At 63.9% G+C, this 18503-nt stretch carries 18 protein-coding genes; 10 read left to right on the plus strand and 8 right to left on the minus strand.

The features are described 5' to 3' along the window. The first annotated feature begins 51 nt into the window (after positions 1 to 51). The gene (locus ACTG4X_RS07905) at positions 52 to 942 is read left to right on the plus strand and encodes a lysophospholipid acyltransferase family protein (protein WP_093048491.1); all 891 of its coding nucleotides are present in this window, start codon (positions 52 to 54) and stop codon (positions 940 to 942) included. After that, positions 939 to 1823, plus strand: coding sequence for an LpxL/LpxP family acyltransferase (locus tag ACTG4X_RS07910; protein ID WP_440533559.1), 885 nt, complete (start codon positions 939 to 941; stop codon positions 1821 to 1823). The genes ACTG4X_RS07905 and ACTG4X_RS07910 overlap by 4 nt, the downstream gene beginning before the upstream one ends. Here the strand turns inward: ACTG4X_RS07910 and ACTG4X_RS07915 are convergent. Further along, positions 1817 to 2731 (minus strand): alpha/beta fold hydrolase, encoded by a 915-nt coding sequence (locus tag ACTG4X_RS07915; protein WP_440533560.1) that lies wholly within the window; start codon positions 2729 to 2731, stop codon positions 1817 to 1819. The two genes, ACTG4X_RS07910 and ACTG4X_RS07915, sit on opposite strands and share 7 nt — an antisense overlap. A gap of 85 nt (positions 2732 to 2816) precedes the next feature. After that, on the minus strand, positions 2817 to 3566 hold the full coding sequence (gene yihA / locus ACTG4X_RS07920; RefSeq protein ID WP_093048504.1) for a ribosome biogenesis GTP-binding protein YihA/YsxC: 750 nt from the start codon (positions 3564 to 3566) through the stop codon (positions 2817 to 2819). Between the two features lie 72 nt (positions 3567 to 3638). Between yihA and ACTG4X_RS07925 the strand changes: the two genes are divergently transcribed. From ACTG4X_RS07925 to ACTG4X_RS07945, 5 genes are all read left to right on the plus strand, one after another. Beyond that, positions 3639 to 4319 carry a c-type cytochrome gene (locus tag ACTG4X_RS07925; protein WP_093075895.1) on the plus strand — a complete coding sequence of 227 codons (681 nt, stop codon included), beginning with the start codon at positions 3639 to 3641 and terminating at the stop codon, positions 4317 to 4319. Positions 4320 to 4438: 119 nt separating this feature from the next. Further along, positions 4439 to 6619: a cytochrome c biogenesis protein ResB gene (locus ACTG4X_RS07930; RefSeq protein ID WP_440533561.1), complete on the plus strand. Its 2181-nt coding sequence runs from the start codon at positions 4439 to 4441 to the stop codon at positions 6617 to 6619. Continuing rightward, positions 6616 to 7932 carry a c-type cytochrome biogenesis protein CcsB gene (ccsB, locus tag ACTG4X_RS07935; protein ID WP_093048512.1) on the plus strand — a complete coding sequence of 439 codons (1317 nt, stop codon included), beginning with the start codon at positions 6616 to 6618 and terminating at the stop codon, positions 7930 to 7932. Before ACTG4X_RS07930 ends, ccsB begins: the two co-directional genes overlap by 4 nt. Before the next feature lie 116 nt (positions 7933 to 8048). Continuing rightward, the gene (gene msrP / locus ACTG4X_RS07940) at positions 8049 to 9071 is read left to right on the plus strand and encodes a protein-methionine-sulfoxide reductase catalytic subunit MsrP (RefSeq protein WP_093172508.1); all 1023 of its coding nucleotides are present in this window, start codon (positions 8049 to 8051) and stop codon (positions 9069 to 9071) included. A gap of 28 nt (positions 9072 to 9099) precedes the next feature. Next, positions 9100 to 9765 carry a sulfite oxidase heme-binding subunit YedZ gene (locus ACTG4X_RS07945; RefSeq protein ID WP_093172506.1) on the plus strand — a complete coding sequence of 222 codons (666 nt, stop codon included), beginning with the start codon at positions 9100 to 9102 and terminating at the stop codon, positions 9763 to 9765. Between the two features lie 10 nt (positions 9766 to 9775). Here ACTG4X_RS07945 and lysA read toward each other — a convergent pair whose 3' ends face one another. The 4 genes from lysA to ACTG4X_RS07965 form a co-directional block, all read right to left on the minus strand. Further along, entirely contained in the window at positions 9776 to 11062 is a 1287-nt protein-coding gene (gene lysA, locus ACTG4X_RS07950) for a diaminopimelate decarboxylase (RefSeq protein WP_440533562.1), read from the minus strand. Continuing rightward, positions 11059 to 11328 (minus strand): LPS translocon maturation chaperone LptM, encoded by a 270-nt coding sequence (lptM, locus tag ACTG4X_RS07955; RefSeq protein WP_093172502.1) that lies wholly within the window; start codon positions 11326 to 11328, stop codon positions 11059 to 11061. The genes lysA and lptM overlap by 4 nt, the downstream gene beginning before the upstream one ends. Positions 11329 to 11424: 96 nt before the next feature. Then, complete coding sequence (locus tag ACTG4X_RS07960; RefSeq protein WP_440533563.1) at positions 11425 to 12435, minus strand: tetratricopeptide repeat protein; 1011 nt, start codon at positions 12433 to 12435, stop codon at positions 11425 to 11427. A 386-nt stretch (positions 12436 to 12821) separates the two neighbouring features. Then, positions 12822 to 13271 carry a recombinase family protein gene (locus ACTG4X_RS07965; RefSeq protein ID WP_440533564.1) on the minus strand — a complete coding sequence of 150 codons (450 nt, stop codon included), beginning with the start codon at positions 13269 to 13271 and terminating at the stop codon, positions 12822 to 12824. A 147-nt stretch (positions 13272 to 13418) separates the two neighbouring features. Here ACTG4X_RS07965 and ACTG4X_RS07970 point away from each other — a divergent pair, with 147 nt between their 5' ends. Further along, complete coding sequence (locus ACTG4X_RS07970; RefSeq protein WP_097197408.1) at positions 13419 to 14957, plus strand: IS3 family transposase; 1539 nt, start codon at positions 13419 to 13421, stop codon at positions 14955 to 14957. A gap of 71 nt (positions 14958 to 15028) precedes the next feature. On the opposite strand, the gene ACTG4X_RS07975 is transcribed toward ACTG4X_RS07970, so the two are convergent. Beyond that, entirely contained in the window at positions 15029 to 15352 is a 324-nt protein-coding gene (locus ACTG4X_RS07975) for a hypothetical protein (RefSeq protein ID WP_440533565.1), read from the minus strand. An 85-nt stretch (positions 15353 to 15437) separates the two neighbouring features. Here ACTG4X_RS07975 and ACTG4X_RS07980 point away from each other — a divergent pair, with 85 nt between their 5' ends. After that, complete coding sequence (locus ACTG4X_RS07980) at positions 15438 to 15722, plus strand: hypothetical protein (RefSeq protein WP_440533566.1); 285 nt, start codon at positions 15438 to 15440, stop codon at positions 15720 to 15722. Continuing rightward, positions 15722 to 16054 (plus strand): iron donor protein CyaY, encoded by a 333-nt coding sequence (gene cyaY, locus ACTG4X_RS07985; protein WP_354337427.1) that lies wholly within the window; start codon positions 15722 to 15724, stop codon positions 16052 to 16054. The genes ACTG4X_RS07980 and cyaY overlap by 1 nt, the downstream gene beginning before the upstream one ends. Positions 16055 to 16070: 16 nt before the next feature. Here the strand turns inward: cyaY and ACTG4X_RS07990 are convergent, their stop codons facing one another. Next, positions 16071 to 18479 (minus strand): penicillin-binding protein 1A, encoded by a 2409-nt coding sequence (locus ACTG4X_RS07990; RefSeq protein WP_097199970.1) that lies wholly within the window; start codon positions 18477 to 18479, stop codon positions 16071 to 16073. Positions 18480 to 18503: the final 24 nt, after the last annotated feature.

Below are 18503 nucleotides of genomic sequence, written 5' to 3' on the forward strand. Positions count from 1 at the left end.
CCGCGCAATACCATGCGCGCGCGTCCGTTTTTTGACCCCCTCCCGTTTTCAATGATCACCCTGTTCCGCCTGCTTGCCCGCGTGCCGATGCCGTTGATGCATCGACTCGGCGCCATGCTGGGCTGGCTGGTCTGGTGGAGCGCGCCGGACTACCGCCGCCGCTTCAAGGCCAACGCCGAGAGCGCGGGCTTCGCCCCCGACCAGTACCGTCCCGCCATTGCCGCCGCCGGCAAGATGGCTTCCGAGCTGCCCTGGCTCTGGCTGCGCCCTCAGGGCCAGACCGTGCTGCACCGTGTGGTGCGCTGGGAGGGCGTCGAGGCCTTCGAGGCGGCCATGCAGGCCAAAAAGGGCGTGATCCTGGTGGCGCCGCATCTCGGCAGCTGGGAGATGTGCGGCCAGGCCATCGGCGAGCGCTTTCTCGCGGCCTACGGGCCGATCACGGCGCTGTTTCGCCCCGCGCGCAAGAAATGGATGGCCGACCTGATCGCCGCCGGCTCGCGCGACCGGCCCGGCCTGCAGACGCTGCCCACCAACAACAGCGGCGTGCGCGGCCTGATCCGCACGCTGCGCGGCGGGGGCTACACCGGCATCCTGCCTGACCAGGTGCCGCCGTTGGGGCAGGGCGTATGGGCGCCGTTCCTGGGGCGCCCGGCCTACACCATGACCTTGCTTCCCCGCCTCGCGCAACAGACCGGCGCGGCCTGCTTCCTGAGCGTGTGCGAGCGCCTGCCGAACGGTGCGGGCTACGTGATCCGCTTCGAACCCATCGTCGGCACGGCGCTGACCGACCCGTCGGCTTCCATCGAGGACGCGGCCGCGGCCATGAACGACGCCATCGGCCGGCTGATCCACAGCCTGCCGGGCCAGTACGTGTGGGACTACGCCCGTTACAAGGAGCCGCGCGCCGAGCGCGTGGCTGCTGCCGCCGGGGAGGCCGCATGAGCCTCGGTTCCCGACTCGGCATCGGCTTCATGCGCGTGATTGCGCCGCTGCCGTTGCCGCTCGTACGCGGCTTCGGCGCATTCCTCGGCCGCATCCTTCACACCGTCGCCGTGCCGCGGCGGCGCGTGGTCGATACCAATCTGGCGGTGTGCTTCCCCGAGAAATCGGAGGCCGAGCGGCGCGCCATCGCGCGCGAGACCTTCGTCTACGTGGCGCAGTCCTGGCTGGACCGCAGCTGGCTCTGGCATGCGCCCGAAAAGGTGGTGGCGAGCCGGCTCAAGGTGGTCGGGGCCGCTTCGGAGATCCGCGAGATCGCCGACGGCGACGAGCCGATGATCCTGTTCGCGCCGCATTTTTACGGCCTCGACGCCGCGGCCACCGCGCTGACCATGCACACGGCGCGCCCCTCGGCCACCATCTACACGACCCAGCGCGACCCCATGGTCGATGCCTGGATCCGTGAAGGCCGCACCCGCTTCGGCGACGTGGCGGCGCTCAACCGGGTGGACGGCATCAAGCCGGTGCTGCAGGGCCTGCGCAAGGGCGGCCTGCTGTACCTGCTGCCCGACATGGACTTCGGGCGCGACCAGACCATCTTCGTGCCGTTCTACGGCGTGCAGGCGGCCACCGTGCCCTCGCTGTCGCGATTCGCGCGGCTGGGCAAGGCCAAGGTTGTGCCGGTGGTGTCGAAGCTCACGCCCGGGGGCTACGAGATCGAGATCCTGCCGACCTGGCAGAACTTTCCGACCGACGACGTCGAGGCCGACACCACGCTCATGAACACGCGGCTGCAGGGCTACATCGACACGATGCCTGCCCAGTACTACTGGGTGCATCGGCGGTTCAAGACCCGCCCCGAAGGCGAGCCTCCGATTTACTGATTGCGCTGCAGGAAGCCTTCGATCTCGCGGGCGACCAGTTGTGGTTGCTCGTGCACGATCCAGTGGGTCGCGTTCGGCACCTTTTTCACCTCGAGCTTCGGCACATAGTCTTCCAGCCCTTCGAGCAGCCCGGGCAGCAGCGCCGCGTCGTCGAGCGCCCAGAACACGAAGGTCGGCACGTCCACCGTGAGCCGTTCGCGCGGCAGCACGGGGATGCTGTCGATGGTCTGGCCCGGCAGCGGCGGCTTCATCGGCGTCACGCGGTAGAGGTTGCAGGCACCCGTGAGGCCCGCACTCCAGACTTCGCGGTACTTCTGCTTCACTTCTTCGGTGAGCCAGCCGAAGCCGTCCGGGCCGGCCTTCATCAGCAGGAAGAAGGGCCACATGCGCTTGAAGTCGTCGGCCGCGAGCAGCCCCTCGGCGTCGGGGCGCGCGAGGAAGTTCATGTAGGCGCTGGCTTGCTGCTGTTCCGGGCTGTTGCGCAGTTCGCGGGTGAAGGTGCCCGGGTGCGGCGAATTGATGATGACCAGCTTGCCGACCTGCTGCGGGAAAGCGTTGGCATAGCCCCAGGCGAAGGCGCCGCCCCAGTCGTGGGCCACCAGCGCGGCCATGGTGCCATCGGCGCTTTCGGTCGCGACGAGTTGCTGGATATCCTGAATCAGCAGGTGAGCCTTGTAGGCCGCTACTTCCGTCGGCGCGCTCGACTTTTCGAAGCCGCGCAGGTTGGGCGCCACGCAGCGGTAGCCGCCGTGGGCGGGGTCCGCGAAGTAGTCGAGCAGTTCGTCCCAGATGAACGCGGCCTCGGGGAAGCCGTGGAGGAACACCATCAGCGGCTGGCCCGGCTTGCCGGCGGCGCGGCAGCTCAGGGTGGTGCCGTTGGGCAGGCTGCGTTGGAAGGTCTCGATCATGCTTCTTGTCTCCTTGGGTTGACTGTTGCTATTGTTTTGATAGTGAACTGCGCAGATGGGACGGTCGGTACAGCCTGTTTTGTGATCAGGCCTCTTCTGGCTCCGCCGGTGGCTCCGATGGCGTTGCCGGTGCGGCAGCCCCATCCGGATGCACCCAGCGCCACAGCAGTTCGGCTGCTTCGCCAACGCCCTGCTTCTTCAAAGCCGAGAACAGTTTCACCTCGCCGCCGCCGGCGTTCAGTCGCGTAATGGACAGCACCTTGGCGGCTTCGCTGCGCGTGAGCTTGTCGGACTTGGTCAGCAGCACGAGGAACTTGAGGCCCTGTTCCACGCGCGGGCGGATCACGTCGAGCAGGATCTCGTCGAGCTCGGTCAGGCCATGGCGCGGGTCGCACATCAGCACCACGCCGCGCAGGCTTTCGCGCGTCATCAGGTAGTTGCCCATCACGCGCTGCCAGCGCAGCTTGGCTTCGCGCGGAACGGCCGCATAGCCGTAGCCGGGCAGGTCGGCCAGCACCGCGTCGTCTACCTTCTGCTTGCCTATGCCGAACAGGTTGATGTGCTGCGTGCGGCCCGGCGTCTTGGAGGCGAAGGCCAGGCGCGTCTGCTGCGTGAGGGTGTTGATGGCGGTCGACTTGCCGGCGTTGGAGCGGCCGACGAAGGCGATTTCGGGCAGGTCGACGGGGGGCAGATGCTCCAGCTGGGGGGCGCTGGTGAGGAAGTGGGCGGTGTGCAGCCAGCCGAGCGCAACGCGCTCGCGTTCAGCGACCTGGGGGTCCGCGGCGGGGGCCGCGCGGGGAGGATAGGCAGCGGGCTTGGCGCGCGGGGAGGGCATCTACGGACTTTCGAAACAAGACCCACATTGTAGAATCGTGAGGTTTTGCGCCATAAATTCGAAGCCCCCGATATGAAGTTGTTTGCCAATATTCTGCTTGCAGCCCTCGTGGGCATCGCATCCAGCGCGAGTTTTGCAGCCGATGAACACGCGGCTGCTCCGGCCGCGGCGCCTGCAAAACCGGCCAAGCCGGACCCCGCCAAGGGGGACACGCTGTTCAATGCGAGCACTCCGACAGTGCAGAGCTGCGCCTCGTGCCACAACGCCGACGGCAACTCGACCATCGCGGCCAACCCCAAGCTGGCGCAACAGCATCCCGAATACATCCTCAAGCAGCTGGAAGACTTCAAGTCCGGCAAGCGCAAGAACAGCGTCATGAGTCCCATGGCCGCGAACCTCAGCGACCAGGACATGCGCGACATCGCCTGGTTCGTGGCCTCGAAGAAGGTCAAGACCGGCTTCTCGAAGAGCAAGGACACCGTGGCCCTGGGCGAGAAGATCTACCGCGGCGGTATCGGTGAGCGCTCCATCCCCGCCTGCGCCGGCTGCCACAGCCCCAACGGCGCCGGCTTGCCCGCTCAATACCCGCGCCTGGGCGGCCAGAACGCCGACTACACCGTGGCCCAGCTCAAGGCCTTCCGTGGCGACGGCACTCCCGTGCGTACCAACAGCGGCCCCATGACCGGCGTCGCTGCCAAGCTCAACGACCGCGAAATTGCCGCCGTGGCGGACTACATCGCCGGCTTGCGCTGATGACGATGCGCTTCAGAGCGTGAACTAACCGCCGACAACAACCCCAAACAAAGGGCGGGCCGATCCAGCAGGATGGCCCGCCTTTTTGCTTTCTTCCCTTCTTCCCTTACCTTCGCCCGATGTCCGTCTCCACCCATGGCCTTCGCGTTCATCGCGGCCCGCACATGCTTCGCGCTGCGGTGGAGCTGTTTTCGTCGATGCGCTTCGCGATCGCGCTGCTCACCATCATCTGCATCGCGTCGATCATCGGCACCGTGCTCAAGCAGCACGAGCCGATCAACAACTACATCAACCAGTTCGGGCCGTTCTGGGCCGAGCTGTTCCGCGCGGCGCGGCTCGACTCCATCTACAGCGCCTGGTGGTTCCTGCTGATCCTGCTGTTCCTCGTGATCAGCACCACGCTGTGCATTGCGCGCAACACGCCGCGCATCCTGGTCGACCTCAAGACCTTCAAGGAAGACATCCGTGCGCAGAGCCTGAAGGCCTTCGGCCAGCGTGCTGAGAACCGGCTCGGTGAAACGCCCGAAGCAGCGGCCAACCGCATCGGGCAACTGCTGGTGAGCGGCGGCTGGAAGGTCAAGCTGCAGCAGCGCGAGGCCGTCGATGGCAGCCGGCCGACCTCCGCAGGCTGGATGGTCGCGGCGCGCGCCGGCGGCGCCCACAAGCTCGGCTACATCGCGGCCCACAGCGCGATCGTGCTGGTGTGCATCGGCGGCCTGCTCGACGGCGACCTCGTGGTGCGCGCGCAGACCTGGTTCAACGGCAAGAGCGTGTTCACCGGCGGCGGCATGATCGCCGACGTGGCACCGGAGCACCGCCTGTCCGCCAGCAACCCGACCTTCCGCGGCAACATCCTCGTGCCCGAAGGCGGGCAGGGCAGCGTGGCCATCCTGAACCAGTCCGACGGCGTGCTGCTGCAGGAGCTGCCATTCTCCATCGAGCTGAAGAAGTTCATCGTCGACTACTACTCGACCGGCATGCCCAAGCTGTTTGCGAGCGAGGTGGTGCTGCACGACCGCGAGACCGGCGAGCAGGTGCCGGCGCGCATCGAGGTCAACCACCCGGCCAGCTACAAGGGCGTGGAGATCTACCAGTCGAGCTTCGACGATGGCGGCTCCAAGGTGAAGCTCAAGGCGGTGCCGATGGCGGCCGCCGCCAAGTCTTTCGAAGTGGAAGGCATCATCGGAGGCCCGAGCACCGAGATCACCAACGGCAAGGACAAGCTCACGCTCGAATACGCCGCGCTGCGGGTGATCAACGTCGAGAACTTCGCCGACGCCGGCGCCATGGGCAGCGGCGCCGACGTGCGCAAGGTCGACCTGCGCCACGACATCGAATCGCGCCTGGGCGCCGCCAACAAGACCAACAAGCCGAAGGTGCTGCGCAACATCGGCCCGAGCATCGGCTACAAGCTGCGCGATGCCGCCGGCCAGGCGCGCGAGTACCAGAACTACATGGTGCCGGTCGACACCGGCGACGGCCAGCCGGTGTTCCTGCTCGGCATGCGCGAGAAGCCCGAAGACCCGTTCCGCTACCTGCGCGTGCCGGCCGACGAGCAGGGCTCGATGGATGGTTTCGTGCGCATGCGCGCTGCACTCGGCGACGCCGACACCCGCGCGCGTGCCGTCGAGCGCTACATCGCCAAGGCGACAGACCCCAAGCGTCCTGAAATGGCCGAGCAGCTGCGCGTGTCAGCCACGCGCGCGCTGGCGCTGTTCTCGGGCAGCGAGCGTGCCAAGGCCGACGCCACCACCGCAGGCGGCTGGCAGGCGATTGCAGAGTTCATGGAAGTCAACGTGCCCGAGGCCGAGCGCGAGCGCGCAGGCGGCGTGCTGGTGCGCATCCTGAACGATGTGCTGTTCGAAGTGCTCAACCTGAGCCGCGAAGGCGCCGGCCTGGCCGCGCTGCCGAACGACGAGAAGTCGCAGGCCTACCTGACCCAGGCCGTGCTGGCCATCAGCGACGCGCACTTCTACCCGGCCCCGGTCGCGATGATGATGACTGACTTCACCCAGGTGCAGGCCAGCGTGTTCCAGGTGGCGCGCGCCCCTGGCAAGAACGTCGTCTATCTGGGCTGTCTGTTGCTGATCGTCGGGATTTTTGCCATGCTGTACGTGCGTGAGCGGCGCCTCTGGGTGTGGCTGACGCCCGATGGCAACGGGACCGACGGCGACAAATTGGAGACCGCCGCCACGATGGCGTTCTCGGTCAATCGCAAGACCATGGACAGCGACCGCGAATTCGAGCACCTCAAGCACAAGCTGCTCGCCCTGAACAAGACAGAACCCGAGACACCATGAACACCACGACCCTCACGCTCAATGAAAGCTGGCTCTCGCGCCGCAACCTGTTCGACTGGGTGTTCGCGGCGCTGGTGCTGGCTGGCGGCCTGTTCGCGTTCGCGCGCTATGCGGGGTCGATGGACTATTACGAGAAGCCGATCCTCGTCGCCGCGGTGATCGCGATGATCTCCATCGGCTGGTTCTGGCGGCCGCTGCGCGTGCTGGCCATCGTGGTGGCCGCGGCGTCGCTGCTGGCCATCGCGTCCTACCAGGGCGACCTGGCACGCGCCGACACGGTGTTCTGGCTCAAGTACTTTTTGTCGAGCCAGTCGGCCATCCTCTGGATGAGCGTGCTGTTCTTCATGGGTACGCTGTTCTACTGGCTCGGCTTCTTCGGCGGCAAGCAGTCGGATGCTTTCGACATGATCGGCTCGCGCCTGACCTGGGCTGCAGTGACGATGGCGCTGATCGGCACCATGGTGCGCTGGTACGAAAGCCACCTGCTCGGCCCGGACATCGGCCACATCCCGGTCAGCAACCTGTACGAAGTGTTCGTGCTGTTTTGCTGGCTGACGGCCACGTTCTACCTTTACTTCGAAGAGCGCTACAACACGCGCGCGCTCGGCGCCTTCGTGATGCTGGTGGTGAGCGCGGCGGTCGGCTTTCTGCTCTGGTACACGATCGTGCGCGAGGCGCATGAAATCCAGCCGCTGGTGCCTGCGCTGCAGAGCTGGTGGATGAAGCTGCACGTGCCGGCCAACTTCATCGGTTACGGCACCTTCGCGCTGTCGGCCATGGTCGCCTTCGCCTACCTCATCAAGGAGCAGGCCAACGAGACGCGCTGGTACAAGCTCACGCCGATCTGGCTGCTGGGCGTGGCGCTGTGCTTCGTGCCGGTGGCGTTCCGCCAGCGCGTGCAGGAAGCTGGCGGCAGCTACTGGGTGGTCTATGCGGGCATCTCGGCGTTGATTGCGGCGGGCATCCTGCTGGGGCGCAAGCGCATCGCGGCGCGCCTGCCGGCCAACGACGTGCTCGACGACGTCATGTACAAGTCGATCACCGTCGGCTTCGCCTTCTTCACCATCGCCACCGTGCTGGGCGCCCTGTGGGCCGCCGATGCCTGGGGCGGCTACTGGAGCTGGGACCCGAAGGAAACCTGGGCGCTGATCGTCTGGCTCAACTACGCGGCCTGGCTGCACATGCGGCTCGTGAAGGGCCTGCGCGGCACCGTGGCGGCCTGGTGGGCACTGGGCGGGCTGGCGGTCACCACTTTCGCCTTCCTTGGCGTGAACATGTTCCTGAGCGGGCTGCACAGCTACGGCACGCTGTAGACGCAAGCTTGCGGTCTTTCGCGAAGAATTGAAACCGCGCGCCGCGACGGCGCGTAACCAAATCAGGGTTGGTCACGAACTACCCTGAGCACAACGATTCACGCGAAAGGCCTGTCATGTCGTTCCATTCCCGCCCGATCCGTCGCAACAGCAGCAGCGACAACGGCTTCACCCACCCGCTGTCGAGCGAGATCACGCCGCGCGCCGCCTACGAAAGCCGGCGCGACATGCTGAAGCTCATGGCTGGTGGCGCGGCAGGGGCGGCGCTGGCCGGTTTTGCCTCGCGCGAAGCGTGGGCTCAGGCCGAGCGCCCCAACAAGCTCGCGCCGCTGCCGGGCGCCAAGTCGGCGGTGCCGGGGGCCATGTCGATGGAAAAGCTCACCGACTACAAGGACGCGTCGACCTACAACAACTACTACGAGTTCGGCACCGACAAGGCCGATCCGGCCAAGAACGCCGGCACGCTGAAGACGCGGCCGTGGACCGTGGAGGTCGAAGGCCTGGTCAAGAAGCCGGGCAAGTACGGCATCGAAGACCTGCTCAAGCTCAGCGCGCAGGAAGAGCGCATCTACCGCCTGCGATGTGTCGAAGGCTGGTCGATGGTCATTCCGTGGGTCGGCTATTCGCTGGCCGAGCTGATCAAGAAGGTCGAGCCGCAGGGCAATGCCAAATTCGTCGAGTTCGTGACGTTGGCCGACCCCAAGACCATGCCCTTCGTGGGCTCGCGCGTGCTCGACTGGCCCTACACCGAAGGCCTGCGCATGGACGAAGCGATGCATCCGCTCACGCTGCTTGCCTTCGGCATGTACGGCGAGGTGCTGCCCAACCAGAACGGCGCGCCGGTGCGCCTGGTGGTGCCGTGGAAGTACGGTTTCAAGTCGGCCAAGTCGATCGTGAAGATCCGCTTCGTCGAAAAGGAACCGAGCACGGCGTGGAACAAGGCTGCGGCCAACGAGTACGGCTTCTATTCGAACGTGAACCCGAACGTTGACCACCCGCGCTGGAGCCAGGCGACCGAGCGCCGCATCGGCGACGGCGGCGGCCTGTTCGCCAAGCGGCGCAAGACCGAGATGTTCAACGGCTACGAAGCCCAGGTCGGCCAGCTCTATGCGGGCATGGACCTGAAGAAGAACTACTGAGCTTGCCTCTGCACCCGGCCATCGCTCCATGAACAAGCTGCTCATGCATCCGGCGACCAAGCCGGTCATCTTCTTGCTGTGCCTGCTGCCGTTCGCGCGGCTGGCCTACGGCGCGTTCACGGATGGCCTCGGCGCCAACCCCGCCGAGTTCCTGATTCGCGCCACCGGCGACTGGACGCTGCGCTTCATCTGCATCGTGTTGGCGGTGACGCCGCTGCGCGTCATCAGCAAGTGGAACGCGCTTGCGCGCTACCGGCGCATGCTCGGCCTGTTCGCCTACTTCTACGTGGTGCTGCACCTGCTGTGCTACAGCTGGTTCGACATGGGTTTCGAGTGGGGCGACATTGCCAAGGACATCGCGAAGCGGCCGTTCATCCTGGTGGGCTTCTCGGCCTTCGTGCTGCTGACGCCGCTGGCGGCCACGTCGTTCAATCGCGCGATCAAGGCAATGGGCGCGAAGCGCTGGCAGATGCTGCACAAGCTGGTCTACGTGATCGCGGGCCTGGGCCTGCTGCACTTCTTCTGGATGCGCGCGGGCAAGAACAACTTCGCCGAAGTGTTCATCTACGTTGCGATCATCGGGGTGCTGCTTGCGTGGCGCGTGTGGAATTTTGCGAGCAAGCGCAAGGCGAAGCCGACAGCAGCGGCAACGGGCGCGGTGCGCAACAGCGAGAAGCCGCTGCGCACCAACTGACGGACGGCAATCAGCCGTCGATCTCGCTGCGCAGCTGGTCTTCCATCGTCTCGCGGCGGCGGATCAGCCTGGCGCTGGCGCCACTCACCAGCACCTCGGCGGCACGGCCGCGCGTGTTGTAGTTGCTGGACATGCTCATGCAGTACGCGCCCGCCGACAGCACCGCCAGCAGGTCGCCCGCCACCACGTTGAGCGCGCGGTCGCGGCCGATCCAGTCGCCGCTTTCGCAGACCGGGCCGACCACGTCGTAGGTCGGCGCGTCGCCAGCGCGCCTGCGCACCGGCACGATGCGCTGGAAGGCCTGGTACATCGCGGGGCGCGGCAGGTCGTTCATGGCCGCGTCGACGATGCAGAAGTTCTTGTCCTCGCCGGGCTTGGTGTAGAGCACCTCGGTCACGCACACGCCGGCATTGCCGACCAGCGAGCGGCCGGGCTCGATCACCAGTTTGCGCTGGCCGAAGCCGCGCGCGTCGAGCTTGGCGAGCAGCTGCTGCCACAGCGCATCGGCCTTGGGCGGCACTTCGCCGTTGTAGTCGATGCCCAGGCCGCCGCCGAAGTCCAGATGATGGATCGGCACGCCGGCCGCTTCGATTGCCTCGACCAGGTCGAGCACGCGATCGCAGGCGTCGAGGTAGGGCGAGGCTTCGGTGATCTGCGAGCCGATGTGGCAGTCGATACCGACCACTTCCAGGCCCGGCAGCCTTGCAGCATGCCGGTAGGCTTCGACCGCGCGATCGTGCGCGATGCCGAACTTGTTGCCCTTGAGGCCGGTGGAGATGTACGGGTGCGTCTTCGGATCGACGTTCGGATTGATGCGAATGCTGATGGGCGCGCGCTTGCCTTCGGCCATCGCCACTTCGTTGAGCACGTCGAGTTCGGCTTCGCTCTCGACGTTGAAGCAGGCGATGCCGGCAGCGAGGGCTTCGCGCATTTCCGCGCGGGTCTTGCCGACGCCCGAGAAGATGATCTTCTTCGGATCGGCGCCCACGGCCAGAACGCGAGCCAGTTCGCCGCCCGAGACGATGTCGAAGCCGCAGCCTGCTTCCGCGAAAACGCGCAGCACGCCGAGCGACGAATTGGCCTTCATCGCATAGCAAATCAGCGCATCGCGACCCTCGAAGCCGCGCTGGTAGGCCGCCAGGGCATCCAGCATCCACTGCTTCGAGTAGACGAAAAGAGGGGTGCCGTGCTCGCGGGCCAGCGCGTCGAGCGCAACGCCTTCGACGTGCAGTGCGCCATCGCGTTCTGCGATGTGCGGCTGGCCGGGGAGGGCGGGGGATGTGATATCGGCGCTCACTTGCGCGGTTCCGTGCTGTTGCTGGCCGGTGCACTTGCGGCAGCCGCTGGTGCGGGCGCAGCCTCGCTGGAGGAGGATGACGACCGCAAGCTTTCGGGCGTCATCAGCTGCGGCAACGTGGCTCGTCCGGCGGCGGCAGGATCGGTCGGCAGGTACAGCGCACCGCGCTGTCCGCAAGCAACCAGACCGGCAGCGCCTGCGACGAGGCAGACCATGAGCGCAGCGCGGGCGCGAGTGCTCACTAGAATTTGGCGAACGTTCAACATAGCGAAATTGTACTTTTCGACGCTGGAGGGATCGGTAGCTCGCGTCTGGTCACAAGCGCAGGCCGTCTGCCTGCATTTCTAAGCGCTTAAGCTGCGCTACTTTGGTACTGCCGGCTTAAGCTTTGGGTCGAGCCGATAGGCCTCAGCCTTGTCGGCCTCAGCGCGATCATTGTTTCCTTTGCGGCGCCACACTTCGGCGCGGTACAAGTACTCCATGGCATCGGTTGGCCGCAGGCGAATCGCCTCATTGTGGTCGGCAAGCGCCTTGTCCAAATCCCCCTTGTTCTTCCATGCAACTGCCCGGCCGTGTAATGCTTGCGGGAACGCAGGTGCGCCTCGCAGCGCGAGATCGAAATCGGCGAGTGCGAGGTCGTACTTTCCGATTCGGTTCCACTCATTGCCACGGTTCACCAACGCCATCGGGAATCCCGGCCAAATCTTGATGGCCGCGTCAAAGTCCGTCATCGCCTTACCTGCATCCCCTCGCATCAGCCAAATGGTGCCGCGGTTGTTAAGTGCTTGAAAATTTCTCGGGTCGAGTCGCAATGCCTCATTGTTCTCCTCGATTGCCTTTTTCCAATCTCCCTTTGCATTCCAAGCGACAGCCAACATTTGATGATCCCCTGAACGTCCAGGAGCGAGACGTGTTGCCTTTTCGTAGTCTGTTATTGATTTATCTGGTGCATTCAAATCAATCCAAGTCGAACCTCTGTTCTGATAGAACATGACATTCTTCGCATCTAGGTTGATGGCCCTGTCAAACTCAGCGATGGCTTTTCGCGGCTCGCCTACTTGATTCCAAATGGTCCCGCGATTGTTGTAGCTCATCGCATAGGTGGAATCTACGCGTATAGCCTTGTCATACTCTCCCATCGCGGTCTGAAGATCACCTGCCGAGCTGAATGCATTGCCGCGAATTAAGTGTACGCGTGCGCGTAGTCGAGCGGATATATCGCGGGAACTCAAAGCTGGGTCGCAAGCTGCAAGCTGCTGTTCTAGAGAGCCACGCCCTTGTTCGCACTGCTTAAAAGCTTGCTCCGAGCTAAGGGATGCCCACGAGATTGATGGAATTAATGTTGCGAGCAGGATTAAACGAGTTAGGTGCATTTTTAAAGTACTTTTCGATACTGCGGAGCGGCGCCCAATCGCATAATGGCATATTTCGACAGGTTCACAGCATTTCAACGTTCGGAAGAACTGGGCATATCGCTATCGCTTCTGACTGGACTGCCTTCGTGCCTGTCGCTTCATGCTTCGTTCTCGTGCCATATCTGCAGCAGAACGCCGGCCCAAATAGCGCAGCAAAACGCCAATAACGGCCAAAGCAGCAAGCCCGACCAACACATACAACGCTACGTCGGAAAGCCACGGGTCCATATCGCCGCCACCACCGCCTCTCCTACGCGCATACGCCGGTGCCATCATCAGGCTCGCTAAGGCAAACAAAACCAATGGCTTCGACATTTGAGCTACTCCGGCTACGTGAAACACTGTCAGCGTAGATACCGCGCCGACAACAGCCCCGCCCTGCAGAGCGGCCCACGAACGGCACCAAGGCCAACATCGAGCATGACCGCAATCTGCGGTACCGTGTAGAAGCCAGAGCGATACATCTCAACTACTCCCTCCTCATCCTCTGGCCCCAACACACGCGGCCGACCCCACACCTGCCCACGTGCACGCGCCGCAATCTGGCCAGCCACGCACCGATCACGAATGAGCGCACGCTCAAACTCGGCGAATGACCCCAGCATCTGCATGAACAGACGCCCAACAGGGGTTTCCGTCTCGATAGGCTCAGTCAAAGACCGAAACCGAGCGGAACGGTCCTGTAGATGCTCTAGGACGCTCAGAAGATGCACCAACGACCGCGCCAGTCGATCCATTTTGTAGACCACCAATGTATCGCCCGGACCAATGCGCTGCAGCACGTCCTCGAGCACTGGACGCCTCTTAACAGCTGATCGCTTCTCCTCGATGTTGATTGCCGTCGAAAATTGACCCTCTAAACGCAGTAATTTCCGTCTCTAAGACTGACCCACGTAAAAACGGGGATGCGGACAAAAACTTGGACTACCAGGAGGTAGTTCATGTATTCATACGAAGACAGGATTCGAGCGGTCGAGCTGTATATCAAGCTCGGCAAACGCGTCAGGGCGACCATTCGTCAGCTGGGTTATCCAACCAAGAATGCCCTGAAGGGCTGGCACCGCGAATACGAGCAGCGGCTCGATTTGCCTGTGGGCTATGCGGGCCGAGTCCCCAAGTACTCGCAGGCGCAGAAGGAGGCGGCTGTCGAGCACTACATCACTCACGATCGCTGCATTGCCGCAACGATGAGAGCCTTGGGCTATCCGGGTCGTGGGACGTTGACCGCATGGGTTCGCGAGGCGCTGCCTGAGGCCAGGAAAGCCATGGTTGGGAGGGCTGCTCGCCCAAGGTATCCCGAGGCGTTGAAGCAGGCCGGAGTCATCGGGCTTTGCAGTCGACAAGAAAATGCGCAGGCGGTGGCTGAAAGGCTGGGCGTGTGCAGGCCAACGCTGTACAACTGGAAAAACCAGCTACTCGGCCCGGAGGCTGCCGCATCCATGAAACGCAAGAACAACTCACCGCCAGTACCAGAACTGGCAGAGCTGGAGCGACAACTCGAATCGCTGCAGCGTGACATCCGGCATCTGCAACTCGAGCGCGACCTTTTGAAGAAGGCCAATGAAATAGTAAAAAAAGGCCTGGGCGTCGATCTGCAACTCCTGACCAACCGGGAGAAGACATTGGTGGTTGACGCCCTCAAAGAGCTCTATGCCCTGCCAGAGCTCCTTGCTCAGTTGGATCTGGCGCGCAGTTCGTACTTCTACCATCGAGCCCGTGTGAAGGTGGCAGACAAATACCTCGCTGTGCGTCGCAGCATTACCGATATCTTCGAGATGAATCACCGCTGCTACGGCTACCGCAGGCTGCAGGCTTCGCTGACAAGGCAGTGCGTCACCATCTCTGAGAAGGTTGTGCAGCGGTTGATGAAACAGGAGAGCCTGGTCGTCTCCAAGCCGAAGCGGCGTCGGTACGGCTCCTATCTGGGGGAGATCAGTCCAGCGCCCGAGAACCTCATCAATCGCGACTTCCACGCCGCAGCGCCGAATGAGAAGTGGCTCACCGACATCACCGAGTTCCAGATCCCGGCCGGCAAGGTGTATCTCTCGCCCGTCATCGACTGCTTCGATGGCCTGGTCATCAGCTGGTCCATTGGGACGCATCCAGACGCTGAGCTCGTCAACACGATGCTGGACGCAGCCATCGAGACGGTGGTCGATACCAACGACCGGCCCGTTGTCCACTCAGATCGCGGCGCCCACTATCGCTGGCCAGGCTGGCTGTCGCGTATCGGAGAAGCGAAGCTCATCCGCTCGATGTCCCGCAAAGGGTGCTCGCCTGACAACGCGGCGTGCGAAGGCTTCTTCGGCCGGCTCAAAACGGAAATGTTCTACCCTCGGGACTGGAAGGCCACGACCATTGAGCAGTTCATCGAGGTAGTTGATTCCTACATCCGTTGGTACAACGAGAAGCGGATCAAGATCTCCCTTGGCTCTCGCAGCCCCATCGAATACCGACAAAGTCTCGGACTCTCGACATAAAACCAGTCCAAGTTTTTATCCGCACCCCCCCAGGGTCAGAGGTCAGCGGAACTCAACACAATCGGGCCTCATCACAGCCCCTTCGAGCCGTACAGGCCCACCTGCTTCCAATTGCGATTGGTCAGCGCGAAGCGGGTAAACGACCGCAGCACATCAGCCTCAGAGCAGCCGAGACCATCGGCAATCTCGGAGATGGTCTGCTTGATCTTGGGATCGTCGGTGAAGTCGATACGGGCCTTTGCGGCGCGATGAGCACGCACGCGAGCGGCACTGTCAGCGTGGATCGCGCGGCGGCCGGAGCGCACCTCCCGCACGGACTCGCCCAGAGCCGCCAAGCTGCCAGACGAGCCGCTATCGGCGGGAGGTACGCAATCGAGAAGGTCAGGCTGGTGCATGGCGGCTCCTAGTGACAGAATTACTAAACCTGCTAACGCTTAGCAATATTGCTAAGGTAGCGAAGTATTAGCTAAGGTGCTAACTATGAACCAATTGAATCTTCTTATCGAGAAAGCTGCCTCCATTGCTGGAAGCGAATACAAGCTCGCTCAGGTTCTGGGCATGCAGCAGCCAACGATCAGTGCATGGAAGACGGGAAAGCGCGCGTGCAGCCCGACAGACCGTGCCGCTCTCGCGGACATCGCAGGGAAGGACCCCGCAGAAGAAGCACTTGAGGGCGTAATAGCGGGCATCGACTTAGACACCCCTAAAGGACAACGAGCAAAGGCAGCGCTTACGAAGGCGCTCGCCCGCATTCGAAAACTGTAATGACCGACACCGAGTACATGGACCGCGCCGAAGCCGCGCTCTCCGCCATCGAGCAAGGCTGCGACCGCATCAACGATGCGACCGACGCTGACATCGACAACCAGAGGGTGGGCGGGATGATCACGATTTCATTTCGCAACGGCAGTCAGTTGATCGTGAATCTGCAAAAGCCCCTGCAGGAAATCTGGCTTGCCGCGCGCTCTGGCGGCTACCACTACCGCCATAACGGCCAGGTCTGGGTCGATACCAAGACCGGGGAAGAATTCTTCGGCAACCTGTCGCGCGAGGCGACCCTGCAGGCAGGCCAGCCGCTGGCGTTCGCGGCTGCCTGATTCTGCGTCTCCGCCGTCAGTTGCGGAAAAGATCGAGGATGCGGTTGCGCTCCTCGGGCGGGGCCGGCGGGCTCACCGGGGCGCCGGTCAGGGCTTCCGCTGGCGCCGCAGGCGTGGACTCCACGCCCAGGCTTGCCACGCCGCGTCCCGGCGCGTAGTCGTCGTAGTACCACTCGCCGCCGACGCTCACGATGCCTGAAGGCGGGTTGGCCGACAGCTCTGTCACCGGCACGCCCTTGATGGCGGTTTCCATGTAGGTGATCCAGATCGGCAGGCTCAGGCCGCCGCCGGTTTCGCGGTCGCCCAGGTTGCGCGGTGTGTCGTAGCCGATCCACGAGATGGCCGTCATGGTCGGCTGGAAGCCGGCGAACCAGGCATCGAGCGAGTCGTTGGTGGTGCCGGTCTTGCCGTACAGGTCGGGGCGCTTGAGCATGGCCTGTGCCTTGGCAGCGGTGCCGGCGCGGGCCACTGAATTCAGCAGCGTGTCCATGATGAAGGCGTTGCGCTGGGGAATGGCGCGCAGCGACTCGTTGAGCAGCGGCGGCTGCTTGTCGACCAACACCTTGTCCTTGTGGTCGGTGATGCGGGTCACGAGATACGGATTGACGCGGTAGCCGCCGTTGGCGAACACCGAATAGCCCACCGCCATCTGCATCGGCGTGACCGAGCCCGCGCCGAGCGCCATTGGCAGGTAGGCCGGGTGCTTGTCCTTGTCGAAGCCGAAGTTGGTGATCCACTCCTGCGCGTAGCGCGTGCCGATGGACTGCAGGATGCGGATCGACACGAGATTCTTCGACTTCATCAGCGCGGTGCGCATCGACATCGGACCGTCGTAGCCGCCGCCGTAGTTCTTGGGCTCCCAGGGCTGGCCGCCGGTGGTGCCGGCGTCGAAGAAGAGGGGGCCGTCGTTGATGACGGTGGCCGGGGTGAAGCCCTTTTCAAGCGCCGCGGAATAGATGAAAGGCTTGAAGCTCGAACCCGGCTGGCGCCAGGCCTGCGTCACGTGGTTGAACTTGTTCTTGCCGAAATCGAAGCCGCCGACCAGTGCCTTGATGGCACCGTCGCGTGGATCCATGGCGACGAAGGCGCCTTCCACCTCGGGCAGTTGCGTGATTTCCCAGGTGTTCTTGAGCGTCTTCACCACGCGAATGACCGCGCCGCGACGGATCTTGATGTTGGGCGGGGCCTTGTCGGAGAGGCCGGACTGCGCGGGCTTGAGGCCGTCGCCGGTGATCTGCACGGGGTCGCCGTTGCCGCGCACGGCGTCGATCTGCTTGGCAGTGGCCTTGAGCACGACCGCTGCCATCACGTCGCCGTTGTCGGGGTGGTCGCTGAGTGCGTCGTCCACCGCCTCGTCGAGTTCCTTGGCGTCGTTCGGCAGATCGACGAACTTCTCGGGGCCGCGATAGATCTGGCGGCGCTCGTAGTCCATGATGCCCTTGCGCAGCGCCTTGTAGGCTGCCGCCTGGTCGGCCGCGACCAGCGAGGTGTAGACCTTCAGGCCGCGTGTATAGGTGCTGTCGCCGTACTGGGCGTACATCAGCTGGCGCACGGTTTCCGCGACGTACTCGGCGTGCAGTCGGTTCGGGTCGGCGGCATCGCGCAGGTGCAGTTCTTCCTTCTTGGCTTCGGCCGCCTGTTCGGCGGTGATGAAGCCGGCCTCCTGCATGCGGTCGATCACGTAGAACTGGCGGCCGCGTGCACGCTGCGGGTTGTTGACTGGGTTGTTCGCACCCGGCGCCTTCGGCAGGCCGGCCAGCATGGCGGCCTGTGCGATCGTGAGTTCTTGCAGCGGCTTGCCGAAATACGCTTCGGAGGCGGCGGCGAAGCCGTAGGCGCGGTTACCGAGGTAGATCTGGTTCAGGTAGATCTCGAAGATCTGATCCTTGGTGAGCAGGTGCTCCAGCTTGAAGGTCAGCAGCACTTCGTAGATCTTGCGGGTGAGCGTCTTCTCCGAGCTCAGGTAGACGTTGCGCGCCACCTGCATCGTGATGGTCGACGCGCCCTGGCTCTTCACGCGATTCATGTTGGCCAGGCCCGCGCGCACCATGCCCTTGTAGTCCACGCCGCCGTGGTCGTAGAAGCGTGCATCTTCGGCCGCGAGCACGGCGTCTTTCACGACCTTGGGAATGGCGGAAATCGGCGTGAGATTGCGGCGTTCCTCGCCGAATTCGCCGATCAGGGTGCCTTCAGCCGAGAACACCCGCAGCGGCAGCTTGGGCCGGTAGTCGGAGAGTTCGCTGATGTCCGGCAGGTTCGGATACGCGACGGCAAGAGCCACCGCCACCACGCAAAGCACCGCCAGCACACCGGCCGCGGCAATGCCGAAGCCCCAGAAGAAAAAGCGCAACAGCCATTTCAGCCAGGTCGGGCGCTTGGGGGGAGGGGTCTTGGCTGGCCCTTTGGGGCTTGAAGTTTCTTGCATGAGGGGCCGGAGAGTCACCGGACA

Source organism: Variovorax sp. YR566 (assembly GCF_051992195.1).
Lineage (GTDB): Bacteria > Pseudomonadota > Gammaproteobacteria > Burkholderiales > Burkholderiaceae_C > Variovorax.

What these genes read in the sequence shown, in the direction of transcription:
- msrP (WP_093172508.1), top strand. Translation starts at nt 8,049, where the DNA reads ATGTCGTTCCATTCCCGCCCGATCCGTCGCAACAGCAGCAGCGACAAC.
- ACTG4X_RS07980 (WP_440533566.1), top strand. Translation starts at nt 15,438, where the DNA reads ATGAACCAATTGAATCTTCTTATCGAGAAAGCTGCCTCCATTGCTGGA.
- ACTG4X_RS07970 (WP_097197408.1), top strand. Translation starts at nt 13,419, where the DNA reads ATGTATTCATACGAAGACAGGATTCGAGCGGTCGAGCTGTATATCAAG.
- ACTG4X_RS07910 (WP_440533559.1), top strand. Translation starts at nt 939, where the DNA reads ATGAGCCTCGGTTCCCGACTCGGCATCGGCTTCATGCGCGTGATTGCG.
- cyaY (WP_354337427.1), top strand. Translation starts at nt 15,722, where the DNA reads ATGACCGACACCGAGTACATGGACCGCGCCGAAGCCGCGCTCTCCGCC.
- ACTG4X_RS07925 (WP_093075895.1), top strand. Translation starts at nt 3,639, where the DNA reads ATGAAGTTGTTTGCCAATATTCTGCTTGCAGCCCTCGTGGGCATCGCA.
- ACTG4X_RS07905 (WP_093048491.1), top strand. Translation starts at nt 52, where the DNA reads ATGATCACCCTGTTCCGCCTGCTTGCCCGCGTGCCGATGCCGTTGATG.
- yihA (WP_093048504.1), bottom strand. Translation starts at nt 3,566, where the DNA reads ATGCCCTCCCCGCGCGCCAAGCCCGCTGCCTATCCTCCCCGCGCGGCC.
- ACTG4X_RS07915 (WP_440533560.1), bottom strand. Translation starts at nt 2,731, where the DNA reads ATGATCGAGACCTTCCAACGCAGCCTGCCCAACGGCACCACCCTGAGC.
- ACTG4X_RS07945 (WP_093172506.1), top strand. Translation starts at nt 9,100, where the DNA reads ATGAACAAGCTGCTCATGCATCCGGCGACCAAGCCGGTCATCTTCTTG.
- ACTG4X_RS07930 (WP_440533561.1), top strand. Translation starts at nt 4,439, where the DNA reads ATGTCCGTCTCCACCCATGGCCTTCGCGTTCATCGCGGCCCGCACATG.
- ACTG4X_RS07960 (WP_440533563.1), bottom strand. Translation starts at nt 12,435, where the DNA reads ATGCACCTAACTCGTTTAATCCTGCTCGCAACATTAATTCCATCAATC.
- ACTG4X_RS07990 (WP_097199970.1), bottom strand. Translation starts at nt 18,479, where the DNA reads ATGCAAGAAACTTCAAGCCCCAAAGGGCCAGCCAAGACCCCTCCCCCC.
- ACTG4X_RS07975 (WP_440533565.1), bottom strand. Translation starts at nt 15,352, where the DNA reads ATGCACCAGCCTGACCTTCTCGATTGCGTACCTCCCGCCGATAGCGGC.
- ccsB (WP_093048512.1), top strand. Translation starts at nt 6,616, where the DNA reads ATGAACACCACGACCCTCACGCTCAATGAAAGCTGGCTCTCGCGCCGC.
- lptM (WP_093172502.1), bottom strand. Translation starts at nt 11,328, where the DNA reads ATGTTGAACGTTCGCCAAATTCTAGTGAGCACTCGCGCCCGCGCTGCG.